Raw genomic sequence first — 14,190 nt, 5'->3', positions numbered from 1 at the left:
TGAACCTCGCTTTTAACGAGGCTGAGACGAATGAGTTGACCCGAGGGTACTGCCCAGTGGACAGCACCCTCGGGAACGTCAACGTCGGCTGTCCTCCACTCGGGCGGTGAGTGTGCGCAAGAACGACGGATCGCCGTCAGCGGTCACACGCACGTCATACCAGCCATCGGCTGTCGGCCAAGCCACCTGCGCCGAGCGTCCGGCGGCCAGGCGCACCACGCGAGTGGAACGGCCAGAGCTGAGGCGCAGCGTGAGTGATGAAGCGCCGCCGTTGACGATCTTGAACTCGACGCCACGGCGATAGGTCAGAATTCGCGTCTGGATGTCGACCTTGGACGCTGCGCCGGCCCGGCTGCCCGCGAACTCCCACCACGAGCGGTTAGGCCCTTGAACGACCACTCGGTAGCTGTCGCCGGCCAAGGGCAGCGTTTGTGAGAGTGTGTCCCGAACGTCTTGGTGCGACGGTTCCGCGAGTTCGCCTTTGTAGCCGTATATCGCGAAATGTGCTGAAGAACGACCACTGTTGGCGAGCTGGACTACTAGGTTTCCCGCGTCGTTGAGTACGCCAGAGACTGACGTTTGGTACGGCAATGCTCGGGCGGGGCGGGTTCCCGGTTCCGCGATCGGCAGTTTTTGCTCGGCTGGAGGTTTCGGATGCCAACGCGTGATCGGCGCGGGCACCGGACCTGGGTGGGCGACTCGTGGTGGCCTTCCGGCAGTGGAAAAGTCGAACACGCCGGTCAGATCACCGGCGACCTGACGGCGCCACGGGCTGATGTTCGGCTCCGTAACGCCGGTCCAGCGTTCCAGCAGGCGCAGCACGGAAGTGTGGTCGTAGACAGTCGAGTCAACGTACCCGCCGATGGTCCACGGAGAAACGACCGTCATCGGCACGCGTGGGCCGAATCCGAGCGGCTGGCCGTTGTAGTGGTCCGCGTCGTTGGCCGCATTGCCCGGAGGGACGGGCGGCGGCACATGGTCGAAGTAGCCGTCGTTTTCGTCGAAATTGATCAGCAGTACGGTTTTCGACCAGGTTTCGCGGTCTGACGCGATGGCGTCCAGGACGTCGTAGATGAGATTCGCGCTGCCGACCGGAGTCGATGCCCCAGGGTGTTCGGAGTCGACCGCCGATGGCACGAGCCAGCTGACCTTCGGCAGCCGCCGCGCCTTGATGTCGGCGCGTAACGTGCTGGCCAACGTCAGTGGCTCGCCGCGGTACATCGCCTTGCGGAACAGACTCTGTTCAGCAGGGGTGAGCTTGGCGACAGCGGCGTTGAACTGAGCGAGGAGCTTCTTCCGGTCCTCTTCGGACTTGTCGAACAACGCGTAGTAGAACTCTTCGGTCGTCCGGTACTTGCCGTCCACTCCGGCCAGAATCTTCTTGCCGATCTTCTTGAACGGGACGAAGTACTCGACGGCGTTGTCGGTGAAGTTGTCCCACTCCTGGTAGATCTGCCACGAAACGCCCGCGGCTTCCAGCCGTTCCGGGTAGGTGGTCCAGTCGTAGCCTGGGTGGTCATAGGAGTACGCCGCGTTGGTGACCGCGCGGGTGCCGTTGGGCTCGTTGCCGACTGTGCCCGTCCAGAGGAAGTTCCGGTTCGGGTTGGTCGAGCCGAAGATCGAGCAGTGGTACGCATCGCAGATGGTGAACGTGTCCGCGAGTTCGTACTGCAATGCGATGTCGCGGCGGTCGTAGTAGGTCATCGTGGCTGGGCTCTTGGCGCCGATCCACCCGTTGTTCCAGCCGCGCGCCCACGCCTTGCCCGTGCCGGCCCAGCTGTGGTCGAGATCGCCGAGGTACTGGATGTCCGAAGGATCGCGGCCTTCGCGCTCGGCTTCGTTCCGCAGCGAGAACGGCAAGACCCTGCCGCCCGCGGGATTGGGCTGCTCGAACACCGACTTGCCGTCCGGCAGCTCGAGCGGGTGGGGGTCGGAGAAGCCGCGGACGCCGCGAAGCGAGCCGAAGTAGTGGTCGAACGACCGGTTCTCCTGCATCAGCACGATCACGTGTTCGACGCGATCGAGGCCACCGCGGCGCATGGGTTCGGCCATGGCCGCGTGGACGGATGGGGGCAGCAGAGAACCGGCGATCGCGGCTCCGGATACGCCGAGGAGACGGCGGCGGGACAGTTCAGGCATGTCTGGAACCTTTGCCGAGCGAGATGAACGGCACAAGAACCTGACGGGTCAATGAATCGTGGGTGACCGACGATCGTCTGTTGTCACTGAAACGACGCGCACTGACAAGCTCAGGGGGCTGCAGACCAGCGGATTCGTTCAGTAATCAGGTGCGTGCGCAGTGTCGAGCGGCAGGTCGGGAGACCGGGAGCAGCCGTTGAACACGGTCCACGGCCTCGCGTGTTGCGAGGTCCGTGCCGACTTCGTTGTTCAAAAGCAGGCCACGACCACGTGGTCTGCGGAGGTCGAGGTGACGGCGAACCTCCGTAGGGCACGGCCGGCGGTCCCGAACATCGGACACAGCGGCGAGCCGACGTGGATGGTCCTGCCGCCGACGTGGGCGCGCGTGGTTCGCACTGGGCTGGGGTGGACCTCGACCTGGTGGAGAAGCGGTTGAACGGGGTCTGGTGGCTGCCCGGATCGTGTGCACGGCTCGAAGCGCCTGGCCTGTTCCCTGTGAGGCGGCGGCGGGAACGATGACATCATGCCTACCGTTGCCTTACTTGGGACCGGGATCATGGGTTTCCCGATGGCCGCCAACCTTGCTCGCGTGGGCCTGCAGGTGAAGGCCTGGAACCGTACTCGCGCCAAAGCTGATCCTCTGGCCGAGTTCGGTGTCGAGGTCGCCGACTCCGCCGCGATGGCCGTGGCCGACGCGGACATCGTGGTCACGATGCTCGCCGATGGTCCGATGGTCATCAACGTGCTCGAGACGGCTTCTCCACGGCCTGGCGCGGTGTTGTCGCAAATGAGCACCGTGGGAACCGAATGGACGACTCGGATCGCCGCACTCGCAGGGAAGTTGGGCGTCGTATTCGTTGACGCGCCTGTGCTCGGTACGAAACAGCCAGCGGAGAACGGCCGGCTGGTCGTGCTGGTGCCAGGTCCTGAGGAGGCGGCGCGGGTGCTCGATGTGATCGGTTCGCGCACGCTGTGGGTTGGTCCAGCCGGAGCGGATACGAAGCTGAAACTCGTCGCCAATGCCTGGGTGCTCGCGCTGACCAACGCCCCCGCGGAGAGCATCGGCCTCGCCGAGGACCTGGGAATCGATCCGAATCTCTTCCTCGAAGCGATCAAGGGCGGTGGTGTCGACGTGCCGTACGCGCATCTCAAAGGCCGGGCCATGATCGAAGCCGAGTTCACGCCCAGTTTCCCAGCGCGGCTCGCGTTGAAGGACGCGAAGCTTGTGCTCGACGGCGCGTCCGCCGCCGATCTCGCCGGAGCGTGGGCCAGCGCGCGCGGCAGCTACGTGCGCTCGTGCGGGTTTGCTCCACCAGCCAATCAGTCGCGGCGTCTGACCGGTTTGTCACCGACTGCCCGGCTAGCCATCGACCGGCCACTGAGAGCCACCGACGGGCGGGGCAGTCCCGGCAAACGACGCACAGCGCGGTAGCCTGACCGGCAATCACCCATGACTTCGAGGAGGGCCCGTGTCAGCAGTGGAAATAGCCGCGCTGATCGCCGCCGGAGCGTTCGTGCTGCTGGTGTTGCTGCTGGCGATTCCGCTGCTCAAGCTCGGCCGCACGCTGGACGCGGCCACCGAGGCGATCAAGACGGCGAACGATGGCACGGACCCGTTGCTCGTCAACGCGAACCAGACCATCACGCATGTCAACACCCAGCTGGAACGGGTGGACGGCATCACCGCCAACGCGCAGGCCGTGAGTGGCAACGTCTCGGCGCTGTCGTCGGTGTTCACCGCGACTCTGGGTGGCCCGCTGGTGAAGACCGCCGCACTGTCCTATGGGGTCAGCAAGGCGATCAAGGCCCGTCGAAAGAAGAAGGAAGCGAAGGCCGCGCGGCCGGGGCGTAGGAGGAAGCAGTGAAGCGACTCTTCTGGCTCGGCGTCGGGGTCGTCGCGGGTGTCGCTTTGTCGCGCAAGGCGACTGAAACCGCTCGTCAGGCCACTCCCGCTGGGCTAGCCTCGAATCTGGGCGACGCCGTGCGTGAACTCGCCGGCGCCGTCGGATCCTTTGGCGCCGAAGTGCGCGCCGGGATGAACGAGCGGGAACAGGAGCTGCACGACATGGTCGAGGACCGCACCGGCCTCACCTCGCGTGCGACCGCGGGACGGCATGCCGCGGTCAGGCGAGCTCGCCGGGCGTAAGGCCGACGCCTCCCGCCTTACGCCGCCGCAGCTGCCCACTTTCGCTCAGCACAAGGACAAATCTCCCGTGGAAACACACGAAATCACCAATCGCTTTCTGACGTACTTCGAAAAGAACGGTCACACGCGGGTGCCCAGCGCGCCGCTGCTGGTCGACGACCCGAACCTGCTCTTCGTGAACGCGGGCATGGTGCCGTTCAAGCCGTACTTCCTGGGCGAGGCGCCGCCGCCTTACCCGCGCGCGACCAGCGTGCAGAAGTGCGTGCGCACCCCGGACATCGACGAGGTCGGCAAGACCACCCGGCACAACACCTTCTTCCAGATGGCCGGGAACTTCTCCTTCGGTGACTACTTCAAGGAAGGCGCCATCGAGCGCGCCTGGGAGCTGATCACCACCCCGCAGTCCGAGGGTGGCTACGGCCTCGAGCCGGACCGGCTGTGGGCGACCGTCTACGAGGACGACGCCGAAGCCGCCGCGCTGTGGAAGAAGATCTCCGGTCTGCCGTCGGAGCGCATCCAGGCGCGCGACATGGTCGACAACTTCTGGTCGATGGGTGTGCCCGGCCCGTGTGGCCCCTGTTCGGAGATCTACTACGACCGCGGGCCGAAGTACGGCCGCGAGGGTGGCCCGATCGTCGATGAAGACCGCTACATCGAGATCTGGAACCTGGTGTTCATGCAGAACATCCGGGGTGAGGGCAGCGGCAAGAAGGACTTCCCGATCCTGGGCGAGCTGCCCGCCAAGAACATCGACACCGGCATGGGTGTAGAGCGCGTAGCGACGATCCTGCAGGGTGTCGAGAACGTCTACGAGACTGACCTCGTGCGCCCGGTCATCGGTCGCGCCGAGGAGTTCTCAGGTCGTCGCTACGGTGCCGACCACACCGACGACGTGCGGTTTCGTGTCATCGCCGACCACGCGCGCACCGGCGTGCTGCTGATCGGCGATGGCGTCACGCCGGGGAACGACGGCCGCGGCTACGTCCTGCGCCGCCTGCTTCGCCGCATCGTGCGGTCGACGCGCCTGCTGGGTGTGCACGAGCCGGTGCTGCCGGCGTTCGCCGAGGTCGTCCGCGACACGATGGGGCCGACCTACCCCGAGCTGGTGTCCGGTTTCGACCGGATCGCGGAGGTCGTCCGCGTCGAAGAAGAGGCGTTCCTGTCGACGCTGACCAGCGGTTCGCGGATCTTCGACCTCGCGGCCGAGGAGACGAAGTCGACTGGCGGCGGCATCCTGGCGGGTGACAAGGCCTTCCAGCTGCACGACACCTACGGGTTCCCGATCGACCTGACCCTCGAGATGGCTGCCGAGCAGGGCCTGACCGTCGACGAAGACGGTTTCCGGGCGCTCATGAACGAGCAGCGGCAGCGCGCCAAGGCGGACGCCGCGGCCCGCAAGAGCGGGCACGGTGACCTTTCGGCCTACCGCCAGGTGCTCGATCAACATGGTGAGACCCAGTTCCTGGGTTACACCGACCTGCAGGCGACCGCGAAGGTGGTCGGCCTGCTGGAGGACGGCGTGCCCGTCCGCAGCGTCGCCGAGGGCCACAAGGCCGAGCTCGTGCTCGACCGGACCCCGTTCTATGCCGAGAGCGGTGGCCAGGTCGCCGACACCGGCGTGCTCGTCGGCGATGGCGTTGAGCTCAAGGTGCTCGACGTCCAGAAGATCGTTCCGGGTTTGTTCGTGCACAGGGTGGAGGTGACCCAGGGCGAGGTCGGGATCGACACCGAGGTCACCGGGTCCGTCGACGTCCACCGGCGGCAGTCGATCGAACGGTCGCACTCGGCGACCCACCTCGTACACGCGGCCGTTCGCGGTGCGTACGGCAAGCGCGCGGCGCAGGCCGGGTCGTTGAACTCGCCCGGTCGTATGCGGTTCGACTTCACCACCGCCGGCGCGGTGTCGGTCGACGTGCTCACCGAGGTCGAGGAGGAGGTCAACGAGTACCTCCAGACCGACGTCCAGGTGCAGACTTTCGTCACCACGAAGGACAAGGCGCTTGAGCTCGGCGCCGTCGCGCTCTTCGGTGAGAAGTACGGCAACGACGTCCGGGTCGTCGACATGGGCGAGTACTCGCGCGAGCTGTGCGGTGGCACCCACGTCGATCGCATCGGCCAGCTTGGCCTGGTCAAATTGGTCGGTGATTCGTCGATCGGTTCCGGTGTGCACCGGGTCGAGGCGCTGGTGGGTTCGGACGCGCTGAAGTACGTCCGGAAGGAGCAGCTGCTCGTCTCGCAGCTGGCGAACACCTTCAAGGTGCCGTCCGACCAGCTCCCGTCGCGCATCGACGACGTGCTGACTCGGCTGAAGAACGCCGAGAAGGAGATCGAGCAGCTGCGTACCCAGCAGGTCCTCGGGTCCGCCGGCACGCTCACCGACAAGGCGCAGGACATCAACGGGTTCGCGGTCGTCGCCGAAAAGCTCGGCGAAGGCATCGACGCGAACGGCCTGCGTGCGCTGGCCAGCGACATCCGGGGCCGCCTCGGCGAGCGGCCAGGAGTGGTCGCGCTCTTCGCTCCGCAGGGCGACAAGATCAGCTTCGTGGTGGCGACGACGTCAGCCGCGCGTGACAAGGGCATCGCCGCGGGCAAGCTCGTCCCTTCGTTTGCCGAGGCCATCGGCGGCCGTGGCGGCGGCAAGCCGGACATGGCTCAGGGCGGCGGCACGAACCCTGCGGGCGCCGAGCAGGCGGTCACGTCACTGCGCGCGGCGGTCGCGAACTTTGGGTAGCCAGCGACGCCCGGATCGCCCTGGTGAGGGCGATCCGGGGCGTGGCAGGCGGCTTGGGGTGGATGTCGGATCCGTCCGGGTGGGCGTGGCTCTGAGCGATCCAGCCCCCATCCTCGCCAGCCCTTTGGTTACCCTCTCTCGTGATGAGCGCGAAGACAGCGACCTGGATCAGTTGGCAGGACTCGTCACCGAGCACGAGGTGGTCGAGGTGATCGTGGGACTGCCAAGGACACTCGCGGACCGGCAAGGACCGGCCGCGGCCATCGCGATCGCGTATGCCGACAAGCTAGCCGGGCGCATCGCGCCCGTGCCGGTTCGGCTCGCCGATGAGCGCCTGACCACGGTCACCGCGTCGCGCATGCTCTCCCAGCGTGGGGTCAAGGGCAAGAAGCAGCGTGCGGTCGTCGACCAGGCCGCCGCCGTGGAGATCCTGCAGGCATGGCTCGACGCGGCGTCCGCGCAGCGAGCACGGGCAGGTGGGTCATGACCGAACCCCGGGAACCGCAGAGCAGGGGCGGCCGCAGACGGCTTCGTGAGCCGGCTGCCGAGCCGGAGCTGCCATCGACCCCACCGACACCGCCGCCGACCCCGCCGTCCGATAGGCCGGCACGGCCGGCACAAGCCGGGCCGTCGCGGCACAGCAGGCGTGTGCCGCCGCAACCGCCGGCTTCGGGACCGGCCGCTCCGCCCGCGGCTGTTCCACCACCGCCCGGAACACCACCGCCGCCGCACCGGAGGCCGCTGGCACGCGAGCCTCAGGAGCCGCCGTCTCAGACCAGCGGCACTTTCGCGGCCGCGCCGATGCCTCCGAGGCGTCCCCATCCGGGTGACGGTTCTGTCGGCATGCCCGCACGACGGCCCGGACCGCCGCCGCCGGGAGCGCGCCGAAGGCCACCGGTCGACCCGCCGACCGAGGTCATCCACTACGACGACGAGTTGCCGCTCGAAGACGAAGAGGTCTACGAGGACGACTACGACGAGTACGAGGACGATTTCTACGACGACGAGGACGAGGCCGCGCTCGAGGATGAAGAGCGTGCGGAGCCTGCCTACATCGAAGGCGACAGCCCTCCGCCGCGCCGCGGCGGTCGTAAGAAGAAGCTGCTCGGCAGGATGGCGCTCATCGCGATCGTGCTGATGCTCGCCGGTGGTGTCTGGTACGGCGTGACCACCATCTTCGGGTACGACGACTTCGAAGGCGCCGGCGAAGGTGACGTGCTGGTGCAGGTCAGCGGTGGCGACTCGACGAACGCGATCGCCGGCAAGCTGGAAACCGCGGGCGTGGTGGCGAGCGCGAAGGCGTTTGCCAAGGCTTCCGAGGACGTCCCGGCCGTCACGAAGGTGCAGCCGGGCTACTACCTGCTCAAGCAGAAGATGTCGGGCGCCGCGGCGGCCGAACAGATCGTGAAGCCGGGTAGCCGGGTCGGTCAGCTCCAGATCCGGGCCGGGACGCCGTTCGACGACATCACGCAGCCAGACGGCAAGGTGACCGAAGGTGTCTTCACCCTGCTGTCGAAGGCGTCTTGCGCGGACATCAACGGCAAGAGCACGTGTGTTCCGGTCGAGGAGCTGCGCAAGACTGTCGAAAACGTCGATCTCACGTCGATCGGGGTTCCGGGATGGGCGGCCGCGACGGCGTCGAAGGCCGAGCGGAAGAACAGTCGCCTCGAAGGTTTGATCCTGCCTGGCGTCTACGACGTCAAGCCGGGGTGGACCGCGACGGAACTGCTCACCGACGTGGTCAAGATTTCGGCGTTGCAGTTGCAGACCGCAGGTATCACGGACAAAACGGGTATCGACGGGAAAACGCCGTATCAGACGCTGGTGATCGCCTCGATCATCGAGCGTGAGGCGGTCAAGATCGATTTCGGCAAGATCTCGCGGGTCATCTACAACCGGCTCGGCAAGAACATGAAGCTCGAAGTCGACTCGACCATCAACTATGTGCTCGACAAGCCGACGCTGCTGACAAAACCGGAAGACCGGGCGAAGGCGGGCCCGTACAACACGTACGCGAACACCGGCCTGCCGCCGACACCGATCGGCGCTCCAAGCAAGGAAGCGATCCAGGCGGCCTTGCAGCCCGCGACGGGGGAGTGGCTGTTCTTCGTCAAATGCGAGAAGAGTGGCCAGTCGTGTTTCGCGGTGACCAACGCCGAGCACAACAAGAACAGGGATGACGCGCAAGCCCGTGGTGTCTACTAACGCCCGCAGGGCGGCGGTTCTCGGTAAGCCGGTGGAGCACTCGCTTTCGCCGGTGCTGCACGGCGCCGCCTATCGAGCGCTCGGACTCGACGACTGGTCGTATGAGCGCGTCGAAATGGACGCCGACGGACTGCCCGCGTTCGTGCTGGGGCTTGGTCCTGAGTGGACCGGGCTTTCGGTGACGATGCCGGGCAAGCGAGCCGCGCTCGATTTCGCCACGGAAGTGACCGAACGGGCGTCCGCGGTCGGCGCGGCGAACACATTGGTGCGCGTTGAGTCCGGGTGGCTCGCCGATTGCACCGACGTGGACGGGGTCGCCGGTGCGTTGCGTTTCGCGGGTGGCTACTCGCCGGCCGACGGCGATGTCGGGACAGTGCTCGGAGCCGGTGGCACCGCGGCGGCGACTGTTGTCGCGTTCGCGGCGATGGGGCTCTCGTCAGTACGGCTCGTTGTCAGAAATCCGGACAGGGCGGGCGAGACCACGAAAGCCGCGAAAGCGGCTGGGTTGGAAGTGGATGTACTCACCTGGTCGGAAGCGGATTTCGCGGAGTTGGCCAGCTCGACCGCGGTTTTGGTCAATACCGTGCCACCGGATGCCGTAGCCCCGCATGTCGCGGAGTTGGCTGCGGTGCCGTGTCTGCTCGACGTGATCTACCACCCGTGGCCCACTCCTCTCGCCGCGGCGGTCGCCGCTCGGGGCGGCCGGCTCGCAACAGGCCTGGATATGTTGCTGCATCAGGCATTTGGCCAGGTCGAGCACTTCACCGGGCTGGCCGCACCGCGCGAAGCCATGCGTGATGCCCTGCGCGAGGCGACGGGCGGGATCTTGCCGTTGCCGCTGGCGTGAGTGGTCGATAGCCTGGCGGACTGCCTTCCGAAGGGGGAGTCATGTCCAGGCGTGAGCGTGCCGCGCATTCCGAAGGCGAGGCTGATGCGATTTGGGTGGGGGAACGGCCCAAGTTGAACTCGACCGTCACACTTGCCGAATACGATCCGGAGTGGCCACGGCTTTTCGAACGCGAAGCCGACCGGATACGCGGGCTACTGGGCGATCTGGTGCTGGTGCTCGAGCACGTCGGCTCCACGTCGGTGCCGGGGCTCTGCGCCAAGCCGATCGTCGACATCCTGCTCGTGGTGCCCGACTCGGGGGACGAACACGGCTACGTCCCGCAGCTGGAAGCAGCAGGTTACCGATTGGTCATCCGTGAGCCGGATTGGGAGCAGCATCGGGCGTTCAAAGGGCCGGATACCCACATCAATCTGCACGTCTATTCGGCTGGTAGTCGTGAAATCGAGCGGTACCGGCTGTTCCGTGACAGGCTACGCGCCCATCCCGAAGAATTGGAGCTCTACGCGACGACCAAGCGCGAGCTCGCGGCCCGCACCTGGGCCTACATCCAGGACTACGCCGACGCCAAGAACGACGTCGTTGACGAGATCATCGCTCGGGCTAAGGCTTAGCAAGGTCTTTGATCAGGCTGGTGACCTCCCGGCTGACCGGGCGCAGGACCCGCAGCCGGGAAAGCCCGACCAGCTTCGCGATCAATGGCACGGTCCGCCCGATGAGCATCTTCGTGCGTTGTTGTGCCGCGGAACGATCGTGAACCCAGAACAGTACGACCCCCATCTGGAACAACCAGAGCAACTCCGGTAGCTCCTCCCGCAGCTCAGGGTCGAGTTTGACGTCCGAGCCGCCGATCACCTGGTTCATGAGCTCGATCGAGGCGACGCGGGCAGCCGCGGAGTCTTCGCTGAAGGGACTCAGCGGGGACTCCGGGTCCGCGGCGTTGACGAAGAACTGCGTGCCGAAGCGGTGATATGGCTGAGCTATGTCGAGCCAGGCGAACAAGACCAGCTTGAGCCGTTTCTCGAAGGACGGCTCATCGCTGAGCAACCCGACGCAGCGTTCCTGGTGGTCCCGTTGCATCTGGTCGTAGAAGCCCTGGATCAACTGCTCCTTGGAGGAGAAGTAGTAGTAGGCGTTCCCGACCGATACCCCGGCCTCCGCGGCGATCGCCCGCATGGTCGTGCGGTCGTAGCCGTTCTCGGTGAACAGCCGCATCGCGGTCCCGACGATCAGGGACCGGGTTTCCTCACTTTTGGGCACGTTCTGCACCGTATCCGCTCGAGCTCACCGCGCGCCGTAGGGCTCGGCGGGCGGGGGCGGGAAAATCGGCTGCGGCTCGGGGGTGCGGGCGGGCGCCAGGTGCCTGCGCCGGATGCCGTTGAAGACCAGCACGTTGCCCATGTGCATGGCGCCGAGCACGAGCGCGACGATGCCGAGCTTCACCGAAAGTAGTTCGAAGACGGCGCGTGCGTCCTCGACCGAACCGCGGCTGGTGAGGAACAGCGTCACGAAGCCGAGGCTGATCAGGTAGAAGCCGACCACCAGCAACTGATTGACGGCGTTGGCCAGTTCGGCTCTGTTCTCGAACACCTCGGCCAGGAAGGTCTTGCCGTGCTTGCTCAGCGTCCGCGCGACGATCACGGTGAGCGGGATGCTGAGCAGCAGGTAGAGCGCGTACGCCACGACGATCGGATTCATGGTCATCTCCTCGGGAACCAGTTTTGAACGTGTTCAAGAAAGACTGTAGTCCTAGTTTTGAACGCGTTCAAGTCTGGGGTGTTCATCTGGCGGTCACGTCGCGGGCGAGCACGGCTGCGTAAGGTTGCAGCGAACCTGGAGGTTGGACCGTGAAACGATTTCTTGCCGTCTCCGCCGCGACACTGCTGGTGACGATGGCCGTACCCGCTTCGGCTGACGCGTTCTTCGGCGAGAACGTGCGCTTCGCGACGTTCAACGCGTCGCTGAACCGGAGCGCGGCTGGTCAGCTGTTGGCGGACCTGTCGAAGCCTGGCAACGCTCAGGCCGACGAGGTGGCCGAGGTGATCCAGCGCAACCGCCCGGACGTCATGCTGGTCAACGAGTTCGACTATGTGCCCGGCAACGCGGCTGCCGACGCGTTCCGCCGCAACTATCTCCGGGTTTCGCACAACGGGGCCCGTCCCATCGACTACCCGTACGCCTACACGGCACCGGTCAACACCGGGGTGCCCACCGGCTTCGACCTCGATCGTGACGGTCAGGTCGGCGGCGGCAACGACGCGCACGGCTTCGGGCTCTTCGAGGGCCAATATGGCCTGCTCGTGCTGTCGAAGTACCCGATCGACGTGGCTCGGATACGGACGTTCCAGAAGTTCCTCTGGAAGGACATGCCCGGGGCGCTGCTCCCGGACGACCCAGCGACCCCGGCGCCGCACGACTGGTACTCACCGCAGGCGCTCGACGTGCTCCGGCTTTCGTCGAAATCCCACTGGGATGTGCCACTGCGCGTCGGCGGCACGACTGTGCATTTCCTCGTTTCGCATCCGACACCGCCGAGCTTCGATGGGCCCGAAGATCGCAACGGCACTCGTAACAACGACGAGATCCGCTTCTTCGCCGACTATGTGACGCCTGGCAAGGGTGGCTACATCTACGACGACAAGGGGCGCCGTGGTGGTCTCTCCGCGCACGAAAAGTTCGTCGTCGCCGGCGACAACAACTCCGATCCGCTGGACGGCGACAGCGTTCCCGGCGCCATCGACCGGTTGCTGCGCGCGCCACGCGTGATCGAGACGAGGCCGGGCAGCCAGGGAGCCGTCGAGGCGGCCCGGCTGCAGGGCGGCGCGAACGTGAACCACAAGACCAACCCGTTCTTCGACACCGGAGACTTCAACGACAAGGCGCCGGGCAACCTGCGTGTCGACTATGTCCTGCCTTCGCGAGGTCTGGTGCCGTGGCACGCCGAAGTGTTCTGGCCGCTCGCCGCGGACCCGCTCGCCAGGCTGAACGACGCTTCGGACCATCACCTGATCCGCGTGGACGTCTTCGTGCCCCGCTGGTGACGGGTTAGCCTGGCGGACATGAAGATCGCCATCCTGGACGACTACCAGAACGTCGCGCTCGGTTTCGCCGACTGGGCCTCGTTGAACGCCGAAATCGAGGTGTTCACCGAGGCGTTCGATCATGCCGACGAGGTCGCCGAGCGGCTCAAAGGCTTCGAAGTGGTCGTCGCGATGCGCGAACGGACCAAGTTCCCCGCCGAGTTGCTCGCCAGGCTGCCCGATCTGAAGCTGCTCGTCAGCACGGGGCGCCGCAACGCCGCCATCGACGTCGCGGCGGCTCGTGAGCTGGGAATCACGGTCTCCGCCACCGGATACATCCCGCAGCCGACTGCCGAGCACACCTGGGCGCTCATCCTCGCCGCCGCGCGGAATCTGCCCGCCGAGGTGCAGTCGATGCGTGACGGCGGCTGGCAGACGACGGTCGGGATGACGCTGCACGGCAAGACGCTCGGCCTGCTGGGGCTGGGCACACTCGGCGCGGGCGCGGCCAAGATCGGGCAGGTGTTCGGCATGGAGACCATCGCGTGGAGCCAAAACCTGACGCAGGAGAAGGCCGAGCCACACGGCGTTACCGCGGTCTCGCGGGAGGAATTGTTCCGCCGCGCTGATGTGCTTTCGATCCACCTCGTGCTCAGCGACCGCAGTCGCGGACTCGTCGGTGCCGAAGAATTCGCTATGATGAAGAAGACCGCGATTCTCGTCAACACGTCGCGTGGTCCGATCGTCGACGAAACCGCGTTGGTCGACGCATTGCGCCGCAAAGAAATCGGTTGTGCGGCGATCGACGTTTATGACACGGAACCGTTCCCGGCGGACCATCCGCTGCGTTCGCTCGAGAACACCGTGCTCACACCGCACATTGGTTTCGTGACCCGTGAGGTCTACGAGATCTTCTATCGCGACGCGGTCGAGGACATCGCCGCGTACCAGGCCGGTGAGCCGATCCGCCTGATGGAGTAACGCTCGCGCGTCGGGCAGCCGAACCTGGCCACCCGGTTGGGTCGATCCGGCTTCGCCGCTCGGGTCGCTGAAGGGCATTAAAGGCCTGCTCAGGGCGCTGTCGCCTGGCTTCCAGGCGTCT

At 66.1% G+C, this 14,190-nt stretch carries 12 protein-coding genes and 1 pseudogene; 10 read left to right on the top strand and 3 right to left on the bottom strand.

Going from position 1 to position 14,190, the window contains the following annotated elements; genetic code table 11:
- Positions 1-78 precede the first annotated feature (78 nt).
- Positions 79-2,139 carry a phosphocholine-specific phospholipase C gene (locus AB5J62_RS26685; RefSeq protein WP_370942667.1) on the bottom strand — a complete coding sequence of 687 codons (2,061 nt, stop codon included), beginning with the start codon at positions 2,137-2,139 and terminating at the stop codon, positions 79-81.
- A gap of 523 nt (positions 2,140-2,662) precedes the next feature.
- Between AB5J62_RS26685 and AB5J62_RS26680 the strand changes: the two genes are divergently transcribed.
- The 8 genes and pseudogenes from AB5J62_RS26680 to AB5J62_RS26645 all read left to right on the top strand — a co-directional run.
- The gene (locus AB5J62_RS26680; protein ID WP_370942666.1) at positions 2,663-3,571 is read left to right on the top strand and encodes an NAD(P)-dependent oxidoreductase; all 909 of its coding nucleotides are present in this window, start codon (positions 2,663-2,665) and stop codon (positions 3,569-3,571) included.
- Between the two features lie 37 nt (positions 3,572-3,608).
- On the top strand, positions 3,609-4,004 hold the full coding sequence (locus AB5J62_RS26675; protein WP_091292395.1) for a DUF948 domain-containing protein: 396 nt from the start codon (positions 3,609-3,611) through the stop codon (positions 4,002-4,004).
- Positions 4,001-4,285 (top strand): hypothetical protein, encoded by a 285-nt coding sequence (locus AB5J62_RS26670; RefSeq protein ID WP_370942665.1) that lies wholly within the window; start codon positions 4,001-4,003, stop codon positions 4,283-4,285. The genes AB5J62_RS26675 and AB5J62_RS26670 overlap by 4 nt, the downstream gene beginning before the upstream one ends.
- Positions 4,286-4,352: 67 nt before the next feature.
- On the top strand, positions 4,353-7,016 hold the full coding sequence (gene alaS, locus AB5J62_RS26665) for an alanine--tRNA ligase (RefSeq protein ID WP_370942664.1): 2,664 nt from the start codon (positions 4,353-4,355) through the stop codon (positions 7,014-7,016).
- The gene (gene ruvX, locus AB5J62_RS26660; RefSeq protein ID WP_091292401.1) at positions 7,009-7,503 is read left to right on the top strand and encodes a Holliday junction resolvase RuvX; all 495 of its coding nucleotides are present in this window, start codon (positions 7,009-7,011) and stop codon (positions 7,501-7,503) included. The genes alaS and ruvX overlap by 8 nt, the downstream gene beginning before the upstream one ends.
- Positions 7,504-7,859: 356 nt before the next feature.
- Complete coding sequence (mltG, locus tag AB5J62_RS26655) at positions 7,860-9,221, top strand: endolytic transglycosylase MltG (RefSeq protein ID WP_370942663.1); 1,362 nt, start codon at positions 7,860-7,862, stop codon at positions 9,219-9,221.
- Positions 9,193-10,068 (top strand): shikimate dehydrogenase, encoded by an 876-nt coding sequence (locus AB5J62_RS26650; RefSeq protein WP_370942662.1) that lies wholly within the window; start codon positions 9,193-9,195, stop codon positions 10,066-10,068. Before mltG ends, AB5J62_RS26650 begins: the two co-directional genes overlap by 29 nt.
- Positions 10,069-10,109: 41 nt before the next feature.
- Positions 10,110-10,679, top strand: a pseudogene (locus AB5J62_RS26645) (GrpB family protein); the annotation flags it as partial.
- Here the strand turns inward: AB5J62_RS26645 and AB5J62_RS26640 are convergent.
- The gene (locus AB5J62_RS26640) at positions 10,672-11,328 is read right to left on the bottom strand and encodes a TetR/AcrR family transcriptional regulator (protein ID WP_370942661.1); all 657 of its coding nucleotides are present in this window, start codon (positions 11,326-11,328) and stop codon (positions 10,672-10,674) included. The pseudogene AB5J62_RS26645 and the gene AB5J62_RS26640 overlap by 8 nt on opposite strands.
- A gap of 24 nt (positions 11,329-11,352) precedes the next feature.
- Positions 11,353-11,766, bottom strand: a complete 414-nt coding sequence (locus tag AB5J62_RS26635; protein ID WP_370942660.1) for a hypothetical protein — start codon at positions 11,764-11,766, stop codon at positions 11,353-11,355.
- Positions 11,767-11,915: 149 nt separating this feature from the next.
- Between AB5J62_RS26635 and AB5J62_RS26630 the strand changes: the two genes are divergently transcribed.
- Both AB5J62_RS26630 and AB5J62_RS26625 read left to right on the top strand, forming a co-directional pair.
- Complete coding sequence (locus AB5J62_RS26630) at positions 11,916-13,109, top strand: endonuclease/exonuclease/phosphatase family protein (protein WP_370942659.1); 1,194 nt, start codon at positions 11,916-11,918, stop codon at positions 13,107-13,109.
- An 18-nt stretch (positions 13,110-13,127) separates the two neighbouring features.
- Positions 13,128-14,069 carry a D-2-hydroxyacid dehydrogenase family protein gene (locus AB5J62_RS26625; protein WP_370942658.1) on the top strand — a complete coding sequence of 314 codons (942 nt, stop codon included), beginning with the start codon at positions 13,128-13,130 and terminating at the stop codon, positions 14,067-14,069.
- Positions 14,070-14,190: the final 121 nt, after the last annotated feature.

It is taken from the genome of Amycolatopsis sp. cg5 (genome assembly GCF_041346955.1).
Lineage (GTDB): Bacteria > Actinomycetota > Actinomycetes > Mycobacteriales > Pseudonocardiaceae > Amycolatopsis.
Note: the sequence above shows the minus strand (reverse complement) of the source record. Positions and strands in the feature narration are given on the sequence as shown.

Excerpts from the sequence above, each read along its gene's own strand:
- AB5J62_RS26685 (WP_370942667.1), bottom strand. The coding sequence starts at position 2,139 with ATGCCTGAACTGTCCCGCCGCCGTCTCCTCGGCGTATCCGGAGCCGCG.
- AB5J62_RS26680 (WP_370942666.1), top strand. The coding sequence starts at position 2,663 with ATGCCTACCGTTGCCTTACTTGGGACCGGGATCATGGGTTTCCCGATG.
- mltG (WP_370942663.1), top strand. The coding sequence starts at position 7,860 with ATGCCCGCACGACGGCCCGGACCGCCGCCGCCGGGAGCGCGCCGAAGG.
- AB5J62_RS26650 (WP_370942662.1), top strand. The coding sequence starts at position 9,193 with ATGACGCGCAAGCCCGTGGTGTCTACTAACGCCCGCAGGGCGGCGGTT.
- AB5J62_RS26635 (WP_370942660.1), bottom strand. The coding sequence starts at position 11,766 with ATGAATCCGATCGTCGTGGCGTACGCGCTCTACCTGCTGCTCAGCATC.
- AB5J62_RS26625 (WP_370942658.1), top strand. The coding sequence starts at position 13,128 with ATGAAGATCGCCATCCTGGACGACTACCAGAACGTCGCGCTCGGTTTC.